At 59.4% G+C, this 14,541-nt stretch carries 14 protein-coding genes; 12 read left to right on the top strand and 2 right to left on the bottom strand.

Annotated elements, in window-relative coordinates; genetic code table 11:
- Positions 1–71 precede the first annotated feature (71 nt).
- From EHW12_RS31270 to EHW12_RS31230, 9 genes are all read left to right on the top strand, one after another.
- Positions 72–296 carry a hypothetical protein gene (locus EHW12_RS31270; protein ID WP_047269165.1) on the top strand — a complete coding sequence of 75 codons (225 nt, stop codon included), beginning with the start codon at positions 72–74 and terminating at the stop codon, positions 294–296.
- A gap of 2,249 nt (positions 297–2,545) precedes the next feature.
- The gene (locus EHW12_RS31265) at positions 2,546–3,556 is read left to right on the top strand and encodes a ParA family protein (protein WP_047269163.1); all 1,011 of its coding nucleotides are present in this window, start codon (positions 2,546–2,548) and stop codon (positions 3,554–3,556) included.
- 14 nt (positions 3,557–3,570) lie between these two features.
- Positions 3,571–4,062, top strand: a complete 492-nt coding sequence (locus EHW12_RS31260) for a hypothetical protein (RefSeq protein WP_125053092.1) — start codon at positions 3,571–3,573, stop codon at positions 4,060–4,062.
- Positions 4,063–4,258: 196 nt separating this feature from the next.
- Complete coding sequence (locus EHW12_RS31255; protein WP_047269161.1) at positions 4,259–4,663, top strand: hypothetical protein; 405 nt, start codon at positions 4,259–4,261, stop codon at positions 4,661–4,663.
- Positions 4,660–4,929, top strand: a complete 270-nt coding sequence (locus tag EHW12_RS31250) for a hypothetical protein (RefSeq protein WP_047269160.1) — start codon at positions 4,660–4,662, stop codon at positions 4,927–4,929. The genes EHW12_RS31255 and EHW12_RS31250 overlap by 4 nt, the downstream gene beginning before the upstream one ends.
- Positions 4,913–5,644 carry a hypothetical protein gene (locus tag EHW12_RS31245; RefSeq protein WP_047269159.1) on the top strand — a complete coding sequence of 244 codons (732 nt, stop codon included), beginning with the start codon at positions 4,913–4,915 and terminating at the stop codon, positions 5,642–5,644. The genes EHW12_RS31250 and EHW12_RS31245 overlap by 17 nt, the downstream gene beginning before the upstream one ends.
- Positions 5,645–6,385: 741 nt before the next feature.
- Complete coding sequence (locus tag EHW12_RS31240; protein ID WP_125053090.1) at positions 6,386–7,525, top strand: hypothetical protein; 1,140 nt, start codon at positions 6,386–6,388, stop codon at positions 7,523–7,525.
- 68 nt (positions 7,526–7,593) lie between these two features.
- On the top strand, positions 7,594–8,337 hold the full coding sequence (locus EHW12_RS31235) for an AAA family ATPase (protein WP_164490653.1): 744 nt from the start codon (positions 7,594–7,596) through the stop codon (positions 8,335–8,337).
- Between the two features lie 43 nt (positions 8,338–8,380).
- Positions 8,381–9,523, top strand: coding sequence for a hypothetical protein (locus tag EHW12_RS31230; RefSeq protein ID WP_125053088.1), 1,143 nt, complete (start codon positions 8,381–8,383; stop codon positions 9,521–9,523).
- Here the strand turns inward: EHW12_RS31230 and EHW12_RS31225 are convergent.
- A complete protein-coding gene (locus tag EHW12_RS31225) occupies positions 9,513–9,890 on the bottom strand; it encodes a hypothetical protein (protein WP_125053086.1) in 378 nt (125 codons plus the stop codon). The two genes, EHW12_RS31230 and EHW12_RS31225, sit on opposite strands and share 11 nt — an antisense overlap.
- 135 nt (positions 9,891–10,025) lie before the next feature.
- Between EHW12_RS31225 and EHW12_RS31220 the strand changes: the two genes are divergently transcribed.
- The 3 genes from EHW12_RS31220 to EHW12_RS31210 all read left to right on the top strand — a co-directional run bounded on the left by EHW12_RS31220 (position 10,026) and on the right by EHW12_RS31210 (position 13,572).
- Complete coding sequence (locus tag EHW12_RS31220) at positions 10,026–12,689, top strand: ATP-dependent DNA helicase RecG (protein ID WP_125053084.1); 2,664 nt, start codon at positions 10,026–10,028, stop codon at positions 12,687–12,689.
- A 137-nt stretch (positions 12,690–12,826) separates the two neighbouring features.
- On the top strand, positions 12,827–13,066 hold the full coding sequence (locus EHW12_RS31215; RefSeq protein ID WP_064112267.1) for a hypothetical protein: 240 nt from the start codon (positions 12,827–12,829) through the stop codon (positions 13,064–13,066).
- 134 nt (positions 13,067–13,200) lie between these two features.
- Positions 13,201–13,572, top strand: a complete 372-nt coding sequence (locus tag EHW12_RS31210; RefSeq protein ID WP_047269153.1) for a hypothetical protein — start codon at positions 13,201–13,203, stop codon at positions 13,570–13,572.
- A gap of 115 nt (positions 13,573–13,687) precedes the next feature.
- On the opposite strand, the gene EHW12_RS31205 is transcribed toward EHW12_RS31210, so the two are convergent.
- Positions 13,688–14,266 carry a hypothetical protein gene (locus EHW12_RS31205; RefSeq protein ID WP_047269152.1) on the bottom strand — a complete coding sequence of 193 codons (579 nt, stop codon included), beginning with the start codon at positions 14,264–14,266 and terminating at the stop codon, positions 13,688–13,690.
- Positions 14,267–14,541: the final 275 nt, after the last annotated feature.

Genomic DNA, 14,541 nt, shown 5'->3' with positions numbered 1-14,541 from the left:
AGGGCGATGCACCGGAACCCTCGTCCGTAACGTCAGGCCTGAGTCGAATCCAGCCATCCCGAGGAGCACCAATGCCACCAGAGAGTCACCGCCCCAGAATTACGTACCGGAATGAGAAGCAAGCGCAGATCGTCGGGATTGGCTACTTGTCTTTCGGGCTCATCGCTCTGATCGGTGTTGTGCTGTTGCTGATCATTCCGGCTGTGTGGTCCATCGTGATCCTGGCAATAGGTGTTGGCGGTGTTGTCGGCCTCTTCCTGATCACTCCCCCATCAGACAAGGCGCCTCACGACTGACCGGTCCGCATCGGACCAACCCGGGATCGGAAGCTTCCGATCGACAGCGCACCCCTCCCCTCCCCTGAATCGACCCTGCGGCCAGCTCGAGCACGACGAGCTGGCCGTTTTCCATTTTCGATCCACTGTTTGCTCGCGGGCGGGAAATTGCGCGCCAATCACCGCAGGTCACAGGCATAGTGCCCCCAGATGGCCACGGACAGCCATTCGGGCCCCCTCTTGGGTATCTACCGCGGCGAGGGGGTCTGTCCAGCCTCCGTCGATGCTGGGGCGCATTGCCGCGATTTGACGATTTCCCAGGGTTGCAAATTCGCGAAATCGTATGGCCTGGATCACAATTGGCCAAATCAGCCCGGGGTCAGACTGACGTCCGGAGTGTCTCTTCAGGTGGCTCGGAATCAGGAATATCGGACGCCAGTGCGCTCAGGAAACGGCTGACTGGATTGGGGCCGGATGTGCATCTGACGACCTCCAACACAGGTACTGCCCGCCAAACTTGGTTCGAAAATTCGGTCGATCCCGCTCCGGCGCTCGTCAGTGCCGAATCCATCCCACCAGTTGCGGGTACACCATCCCGTCTCCAAACGTGTGCCTGCTGCGCCCTCCCCTCAAGTGGACGTAGGCCTCCTTCTGGAAGATTCCTCAGTCCTTGGCGTCCGCGTCTGCCGTACGAATCGTGAAGGAGGAGCTGACGAGAGCTGCTCTAGGCAGGGCTTCGGAGACAGCAATTGGGCGTCCGCGCTGGTGTCATCCAAGAGGACGCTCTAGCCATCGAGATTCTGTGATCGCGCTCGAGGTGGCCGTCCTGTCCGCGGCAGATATGCCAGGCTGACGACACGAACCCTCCTATGGATAGAACAAATGGATATACGAGTGGGAGCCGGTATTCGACAGTGGATTCCCTATGCGGTGCCTGAAACGATCGCATCACTCCCCTCATTGGGCAATGATGAAGCGCCTCGATTGTTCGCAACTGCCGGATGGCTGTCAGCTTCTTCTCGTCGCGCGCACTTCAGTCGACTGCGGAACCAGCGAGTTGATCGGCGAAGATTATGAGGTTTCCTGCTGAGAGTTTCACCTCAACGGTAACCTCGTTGTCCGGGCGCGGACCGAGTTCCGGGGCATGAATAGGTCCGGAAGAACGGGCAATTTTCGAAGAATCCATCTCTCACTCTCCCCTATCGACTTCCTGGTGCTGACCCGGAACAGCGCGCAGAGTGAAGGTATGTCGGTTCGAAGGTGCAAATATTGGAACCCTAGAGCGGCGGAGAGTCTTCAACACGTGACTCATTGTGTGAACTAAAATATGCATCTAGCTGCGATAACTGTCAAAGAAAGTATTGTATGTACGTGTATCGCAGCTAGTCCGTGTCAACAGTGTGTGGCGTGACTACTGGCAGAGCTGTATGGTTAGTAGCATATTGCTCACACTATGTATGCAGATGTACAGTGTAAACGGTGTATATACGTGTAGTCTGGTTAGAACTGACATTGCGTGTGGCACTTTTATTACATTCGGCACGGTAATTCTGTGTTTCATGTGTGAGCTATGTAAGCCTTAATATCCATGTAATATGTTTTGTATGTTTAACACGGTTCATCTGTGTACTACGTGTTGCAATGCACGACTGTGTACAACTTGGGGGCAAGAGTAATCGGGTAGTCAGCACGCACTTTTGATCACTTGATGCACCCATTGTTAGTGCGAGCAACATGACACTTTGTATGCAGGTGATATGTGCTGCACTGGTAACACATGGTTGATTGTCTATGCGTGTCATATGTCATGACTGTGGAAGATGGGCTACCCGCACTACACAGCCACACATCGGTGCACGGATGTACTGTGCGGACAATGGTCCATGGGTTATAGTTACTGCACTGTGCACCACAGCTTGCACATGTAACACGGTCCAGCAAGACAGCCATTGTGGCACTGCACATATGGCTTCTACTGCCTCCACTGGTTACGCAGCCAAGCATGTAGACACTAAGATCAAAGTTGACACTAGGTACCCGTAGGGGACAGGCCACACAGCAAGTCAGGTACTCACTGATCAGCTTGTATCGCCAGATCACACGGAGACCCAGTGAACGCACTACCTGCAACACAACACGTACTGCACGCCTAGTCATAGGTACACAGGAACCACGGCTTATATGCTGTGACAACACAACAGCCGGTTCGACCCGATGTCGCCTCACTGAAATCAGGCATCGAGTGCGGGCCACTACAGAGAGGGTGTGCGATGGCCGATCTAGGCGAAAGCCGCGCCGACTACCGTGCGAAGACAGTTGCGACCTTGTGCTCCAAAGGTGGAGTAGGGAAGAGCACTCTAGCTGCGCAGATCATCTCCGACGCATCCAGGCTCGGACTGAAAGTTCTCGGTATCGATCTTGACCCCAACGGCACCTTGTCTCGACTGACAGGCACGGTCGCTCCGGTAGGGGAGTTGTCGATCGGCGACGTCCTAGTGGGCGCTGCAAGGCCGCAGCAGGTGGCCCGAGTTCCAGTGGACTGGCAGCCTGACATTGCCTTCGATCGTCCGTGGATACAGGGCGGTCCGCTCCTGCCCGGAGGTGCGGTCCACATCCTGCCAGCACCGGACCGCGGCCTTGAAGTGACGACATCGAGGTCTGGAACCGACGCGGAGCAGGCTCTCCTCGAAGCGCTCGCAGTATCGGAAATCGGTGAGCATTACGACCTGATCGTCGTGGATCCGCCCGCCAGCACATCGTCGACCCTCTATTTGGCGTTGTACGCCTCCGAACACCTGGTGTTCCCGCTGCAGACCGAATCGGCCGCTCTTTCCGGACTCACACTTACGGTGGAATCTGCGATCAAGTTCAGCAGTCTTTCCCGTCGGCGGGTGAACGGTATCGGGGTTGTTGCGACGATGCTCGATCGCACCACCGAACACACGTTGACCCTCGCAGCAGCGCAGGAGTGGATGGACGAGCGATTCAAGGGGCAAATCGGCGTTCTCAATCCGCAGATCCCACGTCGAACCATCGTGTCAGAAGCAGGGTCGTCGATGGTTCCTGTCTCTCGCCTCGTAACAGGCAAGCTGAAGAACGCAGACATCGCCTCCCGTTACGCCGCAGTGGCTTTGGCAGTCGTCGCAGCGGTGACACCGGAGCGCCTCGAAGCGATTTTCGACGCAATCGAGAAGGAAGATCTTCCCGAGGAGATCGCGGACATCATCTACGCGGCTCTCGAAAGTCGCGCTGAGACAGTCAATACCGGACAAGAAAACTAGGAAGGGGACCACCGATGTCGCAACGACCTAGGCGTGACCCACTCAAGATGGCGCGGGCTGCATCCGGCGGGACCAGCCTCGCAGCGTTCACCGAAGAACCGTCGGTGCCAAACCCCGCTGAGGACACCCAGTCCGAGGTGAGCCCACTGCCCGCGGCGTCACCGGTGGTCACTCCTGACGACGACAACGACTACGGCGATTTTGAGGACCCCGCAGACGACGCGCCGGCCCCGACGCCGCGAAGGTCGACAGGCAAGCGGAAAGACACCATCAGGACGAAGACGTTCCCGATGCTGCAGACCACCGTTGACGCTGTTTCGGAATCCTCGTTGGCCTGGCACATCGCCGACCCAACGCGGATGCAGCACTTCGGTGGAACAGCATCTGAAACAGCGTTCGTTCAGGCACTTCTCCTGTTCGCCGTCGATCGCATTTCGAAGAACCAGAAGGACGCCGACCGATTGCTCCGCTACTTCCCAGAGAACGCGCGAGTTCGCAACCGGTAGCGAGTGACCCGATCGCCACCTAGTTGGGGCCGTACAAGTAGCCACTTGTACGGCCCCAACCCTGTTTCCAGCGTCTTCCCAGCTCAGGACGATGGAGGTGACACGTCACGCATACATGTGCCGCATCACCGGAACTGGGCATGTTTACATGCTCTACACCGGAGATGAACACATCTACACCTGACGGGAACTGCCCATGATCACTTTGAGGTTGCATCGCGACGCACGAGCCCTCCTGGACGAGGTCGCCGAACGAACCGACCGCCCCCTGGGATGGATACTCGGGGAAGCGACTATCACCGCCATGGTCGATGTCGCCGGCGCTGCTGACATCGAAGCAGCCCGAGCAGTACTGGCCCCCCACCTACCGAGCCCCGACAAAACCCACACCAGTCGAATGACCACCACTCTCTCCAAACACTGCGAGTCTGTTGTCGGTCTTCTCCTGACCCACCAGGGTGGGGGACTGGCGTCGACATCCGCCATCGTTCGTGCAGCGTGGGGACACTGGATTTCTACTGCGACCGTCGACGAAATCGCCGAACACCTCGGCGTAGTAAGGCCCCGAGCGCAGATCGCAATGGGCACCGGTGCAGCATGAGCCGCCGACAATCCCTGACCGTCGCAGGCTCAGCACTCCTACTCGCAGCCCGATGCTCGCCGGACACCACCTTCGACGCCACGGCCGCCACCGAACTGCTACCGGACCGTTTGCGATACACCCAACTGGGGCCGGACTCGGATGTGGTGAGCCCCCAACAGGCATGGAGTGAGCTGGTCGAGGCGGGGAGGGTCACCGGGACCTTCGACGACTGGCACTTGACTGAAACATCCGAGGAAGGTGCCGAAAATGGTCGACGCCCGTAGGCACGACACTTCGCCGGCCAAGGCAACACGAGCTCGCGGCCGGACCGGATTCTTCGTCCCGATGGTCAAGGATTTCTGGAAAGACCTCGCAGCACTCGGCTGCAACCTGTCGGAGATCGGCTACTTCACCATGATTTCCACCAGCAAGGCGACTTCGCCCATTGGCAGCTTGTACATGCGCCACGAATGGGCAGACCTCGACGGCACGAACCTGGACCATGCAGAGCGCACTCTCGAACAACTCGAGAAACGCGGCCTGATAGCCCGCGATGGGTACTACATCCTCGTCGTGTCCTGGATTCGCCAGTACGCCTTCAACAACCCCAAATACCTGCGCGCCGGGTTGTATCCCCTTCAGAACGAGATCGACAGCCCATTCTTGCGGTTCGTATTCGGCACACAACTACTACAGCTCAGACTCTGCGACCTCGACAAGACGAAAGCCGCAAACCTTCATGAAAGTGCATCGCTCCTGTGGGCCGAAATCACGGGATCCGCACTTCCACCTGCTGACGCAATGGACGGCGACATAGACCAGCCGAACGACTACATGGTCACGGCGCTGAGCAACATGCCCGGGATCGAATTAGCCGTGACAGAACTCGACCGGCGGACCTGGTGTGTAGTGCAGGCCGAGCTACACCGACCACTGCAACAGGCGCTCGGGAAGCATCGCAAAGTGACTCAGATTCAACCGCGCGCCAGCAATCACTAAGGCTGGGACTCACGTTCGCGATGTGAGCCCATCCTTTACCTAAATCAGGCCCCATGCCTTCGTCGACGAAGGCATGGGGCCTGATCGGTTGGATGTCGTCCGCTCCGCAGGGAGTAGGGGCACTAAAGGTGTTGAGGCCAGACTTCAAGTTCCCCTCCGGACGAGCGAGTATCAGCTTCAAAACCTGTGGATACCGCACGGGATACCCTATCCATTTCGCTGTCTTCGGATACCCCTAGGGATAGGTCAACGGATAGGGTATCCGCATTCAAACTCGCTGGTCAGAGCCGTGGTGGATAGGGTATCCGCTGGGGTATTGGATAGTCGCACGTGCGCGCGTCCGCGCGCGCACGAACAAGACCACAACAAAACCCCACCTCCCTACGGTCGGTGGGGGTGCAGGGGGAGGGTTTTCGCTCGAGTTGACGACCTCGCCGCTTCGCGCCGAGACCCCGATGCGCAAGCGCATCCCCGGATGAACTTCTACGGCGGCCATGAATAGGTTCCGAGTGGAATCGCCGCTGAGAGGCCTTGTGGGCCATTTGTCGGCGGAATGCGACCACGGACCGCGAGTACGCCTCGGCGCAGCTTCTGCGAGGCGCTCAGTGGCGGCTTTGTGTGTCCTGGATGCCGTCCGAGGAACCGGTAAGCAGCGCGAGTACGTGCCGCACACCGGAAACGGTGCTCCTAGCGTTGGCGATCGGAAACACCAACACGACTTCAGCCCGACCGGGAGGGACCATGGCGAACTTGGACGAGGCGGAACTCGCAGCATCGATCGTCGCCGCATTCGAGGCTCGACCGGAATTGATCGAACGACTCGCAGACGCGGTGGCCGGCCGAATCGCCGAGGCGCTCGCAGCTGGTGACTCTGCTCGAAATTCACACCGCGCAGAATCGACGTGGCAAACAGACGAAACTCGCGTCGAAACATTGCTTGAGTGGGTCAGAACGTCGCCGAAGAAACTCATCGACGGCGACCGACATGCGTGGGCATCCGCGATTGTCGGGGCCAGCGGAGCGAGTGATCCCCGCGAAGTGTTGGAATGGGCACTCGGCAACGATTGTGCAACCTCTCATTGGAGAAGCCGAGAAGCGCCGATTCCCGCGCCACACCCGACACGGTCGGGGGCTCCGAAAGCGGGGCCGTACTCGCAGATGCTTGCTGAATTCAGACTTGCCGAGTCCGAGAGCGGTGCAGTCATAGTCGCTGGCATCGACCGTTTGATCAGCGCAGTGATAAACACCGTACGGACATACGGGGTGGTGGGAGATGTGACCCCGACGACAGCGTGGCGGCGAAACGCTATGGCTGTGCTTCGAATTCGAGATGTCGAGGAAGCTTCCGGGGCGATCTCATGGGCGATGAAGCATAAGCCGCATTGGAAGTCGAATATCCAGGGCATGCCAACCGAACGAACATTCCAAAAGTTGTACGCCGACTATCGAACTGCAGGTGCCGGTTTCGACCCTGTGCGTGACGGTGGGGAACATGCCGAGGCGATCAAGGAGTTGAGTCGCGGCTGGTCGTGCTATCTGGGCAAACTGCTCAAGAACGGGGAAGTTCCCGTTCGGGGGGTGACGTATCGCAGGATCTGGGAGGTGTTGACGGGATCGGACGGCGGCGCCTCCGTGCCTGTGGCAGATGTGAAGGCAGTCATCTTGTGGATACTCGCACCTGACGCCGGACGCGCACGATTCTACGTACAAGGCGACGACTTTCCCTCGATCGAGAAGATCCGAAAGGCGATGGTGGACATGGCATCAGGATCGATCCGAACACGAAGCGGTATTGGGGCAGGTGTGAACGAGACGAATACGCTCGCGGGTGACAGTGTCGCGGCCGTGGGATCCACCACGGTGACCGTGCGGGGGATCTGATGGCAAAAACGAGAGCTAACACTGTGGTCAGGGTGAAGTGTCGCCAGTGCGGAGAGGAAGTTCTGCGCATGAGTGGAATGCCAGGTCAACCGACTGGTTGGCAGTCGAACGTCACATGCACTCGCTGTCGCGGAGAGGACTACGAGCAGACATGGGATCGCGAACTCGAAGGCCAAGCCCGCGGTCGACTGTTGCGCAGGATCGCCGAGTTCGATGCGACTGCAGGTTACGAAGCGGCGACGTTGGGTGACCCGGACGTTCGAAACACCCGGTGGGGCCGCACAGCATGCGAAGCGGTCGCCGCTTGTGAACTTGATGATCGAGCGCGAGCTGGGCTGATGTTCTTCGGACCCACAGGAATCGGCAAGACCTTCGCGGGGTTCGCTGTCTGCAATGCGGTCGCTGAAAAGTTTGGTGCCGACCAGGTGCGATTTGTGTCGGAGGAAGCGCTTCTCGGCGGTGACGTTGCACCGTGGGAACTGCGAGGACGATTGCAGGCTTGGTTGCGAGGAGCGTCGGTGATCCTCATAGATGACATCGGCGTCGCCACCAGGCGCTCAGATCAGATTCAGTCCGCCTGGAAGGAACTGTGCGGTCAGATCGCAGGTCACCAGGGGCCGTTGATCATCGTGGGAACAACGAACAGACAAGGTTGGGACGGTGATGTAGGTCTGGCTGCGTGGATGGGCGCTCAGTCGACATCGCGCCTTCGTCAGTGGACCGAAGACTGCACAACTGGCTGGGTAGATCGCAGGACGGACACTGTTCACGAGCGGTGGCGCGACCAGTTGACCAGAACACCGGAACAGTGACAGTCACTATGGTGGGCGAACGATTTTCAGGAGGTGAACGTCGATGAGTGAAAATGCGGGCTCCGGGCGCAACGATTCGTTTGGGGGTGGATCCGACAACCCGTGGGATGACCGGGCGCTCGACGACCAGGTTGGGCCCGGAGAGGCTGAGCCGCAGGCGGACAACACTCAGTGGGCGGAGTCAGCGACTCCGGCGTCGGTCACGGCTGTCCGACGACCTCTGCGGCCGGCCGGCGCCGGGAATCCGACGAAGGCTGGTGGACAACGGCCGGTTTCGGCAGCGGAGCCCCGTCGCCGAGAGGATTCACCGAAGTCGGAGAAGCGTCGCGGGCGATGGCTGACGATGCTGCGTGGCCGCACCGCAGCGACTGGCCCCGGCGACGATGTGGCACTGGCGAAGTCAATCCGGCGACCGCTGAACGAGCCGAAGAACATTGCCTTCATCAACGAGGGCGGCGGGACAGGGAAGACGACAACCGCCGTGCTTCTCGGGCTGTTGTTGGCTTCGATCCGGAACGGTCCGATCGTTGCCGTCGACGCATCACCCGGCTGTGGTGACTTGGGAAACAGAGTTCCCGAGTCGAAAAGACCTGCGGGAAACGTACGTAGCGTCGTCGAAGGCATCGGGCGGATCCGGACACTCGATGATCTGCGAGCTCACATGAACCGGGTGGCCGGTGGCTTGGACGTCCTTGCGGCCGACGCATCGACGTCGGCGGAGGCTGTTTTCACGAGCACGGACTACGTAAGGTTGACCGAGATACTTCGCGAGCATTACGAGGTGACGATCACCGACTGCGCCGCAGGCATGGTTTCCGATGTCGTGGAAGCTGTCCTCGATGATGCGGATCTCGTGGTGATCGTGTCCGAGGGTGGGGATGGGGTTCGGTCGTCGACTTGGACGGCTAACCGCATGATGGACCGGGCCGAGGCCAAGCCGAAATACAAACGACTACTCGATGATGCTGTGGTGGTGGTCAATTCGAGGCACGACCGGACGAAAACCAATACAGCGAAGATCATGGATTTCTATCGAAATATCGTCAGGGCTGTCGTTGAGGTGCCGTTCGATCAGCACCTGGAAGGCGGGGACATCATCGTTTTGGACAAGTTGTCAAATAACACTCGCACTCAGCTGCTTCGATTCGGTGATGCGGTTATCTCGAGTGACGGGTTCAATCAGTGATGCTGACAGCCGAAGTCAGCTTTGTGAGGTTGGCCCACACTGTGTAGGGGACGCCGGTGTCGTCGACTGCTGTGAATGGTCGACCGGTTCCGGAGCGAGCGAGTAGCTGATCAGGGTATTGCATCGCGAATTCGGTGATTGACGGTTCTGCGGCCTTGATGATGTGAGCCGTTTTGTCGGTGGATTGTGTAATTGATAGACCTGCAAGAAGTTTGGACATTGTGGACGGGCCGCGATCAGTGGCCAAGACCAACAGGATCGACGGCACGGTGAGGCCGAACTCCGCGCAGCACTCTGCAATTGGCTTTGTCGGAGTGATGATTGTGACCCAGGTTAGAAGTGAGTTACTGCCGGATGTGGTGGTCATGATTTTGATTGTGGTGTGGGTGGTTCTGGTGTGTGGCACGACGCAGAGTGCCGCATGACCGGAAGTGCGTCTCGCAGAATTGAAATCGAGGCGCGGAATCATCCGTGACCACGACCCAGTAGGGAGCGTGTTGACGTGCAACTGAGCTTGGCCCAGCGAGCGCGTCTGCGGGATGCAGCGGACCGGTTGGCGTCAGTTGGTGTGTGTACCCCTGCGATGGATTCTGCTCGTAAACGCAATGTTCGAGATGAATCGTCGTGGCCGCCCCGTCTGTCTCTGCAACTCCTCGTTGATGTACGCGCGCACGCCGATGCGTTGCCGGCGCTGGGAGTAATAGTTGAGAGCTTGCCAGATCTACCTGCCGGCGCACCGGGGGCAGGTGAGTCGGCGCCAGGGGGCGGAGTGCGACACAGCGGCCGTGACGAGGAATCAGCGGAGCAGTCGGTGCAGGACAGTGACTGGCCGTGGGGGAGTGGGACACGAGTCGCGGCGCCATCGTCCAGAGAGCCGAAGGCTCAGCAAGCGGTTGTGTCCTCACTGGTGGCGTCGACAGTCTCGTGGGGGAGTGGTACGCGAGTTGCGGCGGCTCCGACCGTTGCGGAATCGTTCGCAGCAGTGGGTGTTGAACTCGCGATCCCTCATATTGAGGACAACAGGTCAGCAGCAGCGGTTCTCGCGGAGAAGGGTTCCGGTGAACCGCTGCTATTCGATGGACTGCTCGATTCTCTGCGGGGAGTTCCTGTCGACGATCTTGACGGCGTTGGTGAGACGACGAACGAAAAGATGGTGGCTGGCGGAGTTTCGAGTGTGTTCGACCTGCTGATGCGGGTGCCCCTCCGCTACGTAGACCGAACGCAGTTGGCCCCTCTGGAGACACTGGTCGCCGGGACAAAGCAGGTGACGTTCGTTGCACGAGTCCTCGGAATGAAAACGGACTGGGAGAAGCGTTACGTCCGATTCACGCTCGGCGACCACCGTACGAACATCTCAGCGATGTTCTTCCATGCCATGTGGATGGGCCAGCGGTTCCACCGTGGTGACCTGTTGATCGTGCAGGGTGATCTCGGCGAGTTCAACGGAGCGTTGTCAATGACCTCTCCGCTACTCGAACTGATGTCGGATTCCACGGCCCCGCTGTTGGCGATTTACCCACAGTCGCAGAAGCATTCGGTAGACACTTGGATGTTGCGACGGGCGGCGGTTGACGCGTTGCGGCGTATCCCGGCGCTCGACGATCCGATCCCGGCTCCACTGTTGGTTAGGCGGAAGCTACCAACGCGGTTGGCTGCGCTGCGGTCGGTGCATGTCCCGGAGTCGAAAGCTGACGCGGACTTGGGAAGAAATCGGCTTGCCTACGACGAGCTGTTGAGACTGCAACTCGCGCTCGGCGTACTCCGAAATGCGCAGGCCGCGGAACCGGGTGTGACGCACACACCGACTGGGAAACTCGTAGATCCTTGGCTGGCTGGCCTTCCGTACACGCCGACGGGTGCGCAGTCGCGAGCGATCGGTCAGATTCGCAAAGACATGGTCGCTGCCCGGCCGATGAACCGGCTGCTTCAAGGCGACGTTGGTGCAGGAAAGACGCTGGTACTTGCGGCAACTGCACTGATGGCCATTGAGGGTGGCTACCAGGCAGTGCTGATGGCGCCGACTGAGATACTCGCGCGCCAGCACTTCGAGGAGATGGCCGAGGTGCTGCGTCCGTTGGGTGTGACAGTGGATCTGCTGGTGTCGCGGGGACTTCCCCGTCCGCGGAAAAATGTGCTCGCAGACCTCGCGGGCGGGCATGTGAACTTGCTGGTGGGAACCCACTCTGTGCTGTCGGATCCGGTTGTGTTCGCGAACCTTGGTGTGGCATTGATCGATGAACAACACCGTTTCGGTGTGGATCAACGTGCAGTGCTGGCCACGAAGGGCCCGGGTGGGTCGACGCCGGATATTCTGCAAGCCACAGCGACTCCTATACCTCGGACTGCCGCGATCACGACCTACGGTGACGTGGAGCTGTCGATCCTTGATGAGAAGCCGCCGGGTCGAACCCCGACAGTGACGACGTGGCTGGAATCCGCGACGACGGACGACCCGAATTCTCCGGTGTGGAAATCCATCCGTAGCGAGATCAGTCAGGGGAGACAAGCGTTCGTGGTGTGCCCGTTGGTCAAAGTCTCCGGTCAAGACTCGGAAACTAAGATGGCGGCAGCAGCCGAAGACACTTGCGTCGCACTCGAGGCCGGCGCATTGGCAGGCTTGCGGATCGGTTTGGCGACTGGGAAGCAGAAGCCGGACGTGCGGCGAGAAATGATGCGCGCGTTCAAGGAACACGAACTCGACGTACTTGTTGCGACAACCGTGATCGAGGTCGGTGTTTCGGTTCCGAATGCGACTGTGATCGCGATCTTGGATGCCACGAAATTTGGTCTGGCCCAGCTACATCAGCTGCGTGGCCGAGTCGGACGTGGACGCTGGCCCGGCCACTGCTGGCTTGTCGGACAGACCAATAGCGAGGACGGTGTGGCGCGTATGGATGCGATGTGCGAGACCGACGACGGCTTTGTACTCGCCGATCGCGATCTGCAGATCCGCGGGCCTGGCTCCCTGACCGGTTCAGCACAGGCAGGGCGAGATGCTGGGCTGTTGGTTGCGGACCTGATCGATGATGCTCGCATCCATCTCGCAGCGCGGGCGGATGCCCACGACATCTTGGCTCGTGACCCACACTTGCACCGCAGTCAGCTGATGAAACGCGAAGTTGAGGCTGCTCTCGGCGACGATGCGCACTACCTGACGAAGAGCTGATTGGCTGTTCCGCTCGCGCCGCTAAGCAACCTCCGGTGGCAGAGATTCGTGTCCGGCCGAGATGGTCGGTGCCGCAGGCTCGTGCGCCGGCAGACAGAGTCGAGTCACGAGGAACGCTGTTCGAACAGGAGGTTGAAATGGAAAGCAATAAAAGAAGTTTCGAAGTTTCGGTGACAGTGACGGTGCGCGCAACTGTCGATGGGGCTTTGGTGCCGGGATCGTTGCCGAAGTTGATCCAGCGGTGGCCGACGGACCTGTTCGACGAGCTTCGCCGTGAATGGGTTTCTCAGACTGGATTGTCCGTCGAGCAGTTCGATGAAGCGGACGCGGTCGTGATGAGTGAGAGGGATCCGTCAGGTATTCCGAGCGTGCTGTGAGCAGGTGGTATGCGTGGGTGGTCGAACTCTGCTGACGCCAAGGCGTATCCGCGGAGTCGCGTTGATGCCGCACGTGTTTGTGCGGGGCGAGATGGTGAACCGCATCTACCCCACAGGACAAAGGGAGCAAGGCGATGGGCTTCACGACAAATGACTACGCCGGCCTGGTCGATGAGCAGTCGATCCCAGCGGTCGGCCCGTATATGGCACAGTCCGTTTCGATCGAGGCTTTCCACGACTGGATCGTCGCTTCCACCGATGCTGCTGTTTTTGAAGTCATCGACGGCAGTGAACACGCCGCGCAAGTCGCGACGCTACTGACCGGACGTATCGGGAACGGCTACGGCGCAGCGTCAGGGACAGTGTTCGTCGCCCATCTCAGAGCGATGTATGCGGTGAAGGGCACAATCGTTGGGGTGAACGAGTGCTCGGTGCAGTTCGCCGACGAGCGTGGGAACCTGCACGTCCTCCCGATCATGGCAGTACGCGGCCTGATCGTGGAGTGAGTTCTACAGGCACCGGTAAGAGAAGACATTGGCGGCCAGGTAGACCAACCTCAACCTGTGGGCATTCGAGCTCCGATTTGGGTTGCCGCTTTCTCTGCGCTGTCACGACTAGGTGTTATCGCGGTTGAGCCCGTGGTCCGCCCGGACGTGGAAACGGCCAATTCATCACGGCGTCGCGGCGGGAAGCGAGCACTTGCGCGAGGTGGTCGTTGTCTGGGTGGCGCGCTGAAGCCGCAGCAGCCAGGAGGAACCACCGAACATCAAGCGCTGCGGGCTCGTATCCGGTTTGACCTTGTAAGTACGCGCCGATGATCATTGCGCAGTGTTCGGCTTCAAATGCTGTGAGTTGAACGAGTGCGGTGTTGGACGGAAGATCGACGTTGACCAATTCTTGATACTCGTCGGGATCCTGACCGTGATCCTTGTAGTCAGGCGTCCTCGCCAGAGGTTCTCGTTGGTCCTTGTGGCTGGTTCCGTACTTGGAAGAGTCTGCGTTGCCATCGAATCCGCTGTGGTCGCCGACAGCGCCGCTACCTCTGATTGCGTCGTCTTTGTCTCCTCCGCCGGTCAGCCAATCGGGCTGTTCTTCTTGAGCTTGATCGCGGCGATTGAGAGTGGCCGGAAGCCTCACGAAAACCTGCCACGCGAGAAGAAAGAGCGCGATGACGCCGATGATACCGAGGACGAGGTTCATGGTTATCTCACTTTCCAATGCTCTGCGCCGTTGACGGTGGCGGCGACGGGCAACAGGACATCGCGCGGAGTGAGTTGTGGTCCAGCTCCGATCTCAGTCACTATCGCTCGGTCTGAAGCACATCGCATTGCCGGATTCCGATCTGGACGAGCAACTCCGGCGGTATTCCTTTGCTGCAAGTCGATGATTGTCCCTTGCCTTCGGTGGCCACAGGTGATGAATGCCGCGCTGCAACGCATTCCAAGTGCTCGGACGCTGAAGCGACGTCTCTTCGT

Source organism: Rhodococcus sp. NJ-530 (assembly GCF_003860625.1).
Lineage (GTDB): Bacteria > Actinomycetota > Actinomycetes > Mycobacteriales > Mycobacteriaceae > Rhodococcus_F > Rhodococcus_F qingshengii.
The sequence above is the reverse complement of the archived record's forward strand: the minus strand, read 5'-3'. Positions and strand labels throughout refer to the sequence as shown.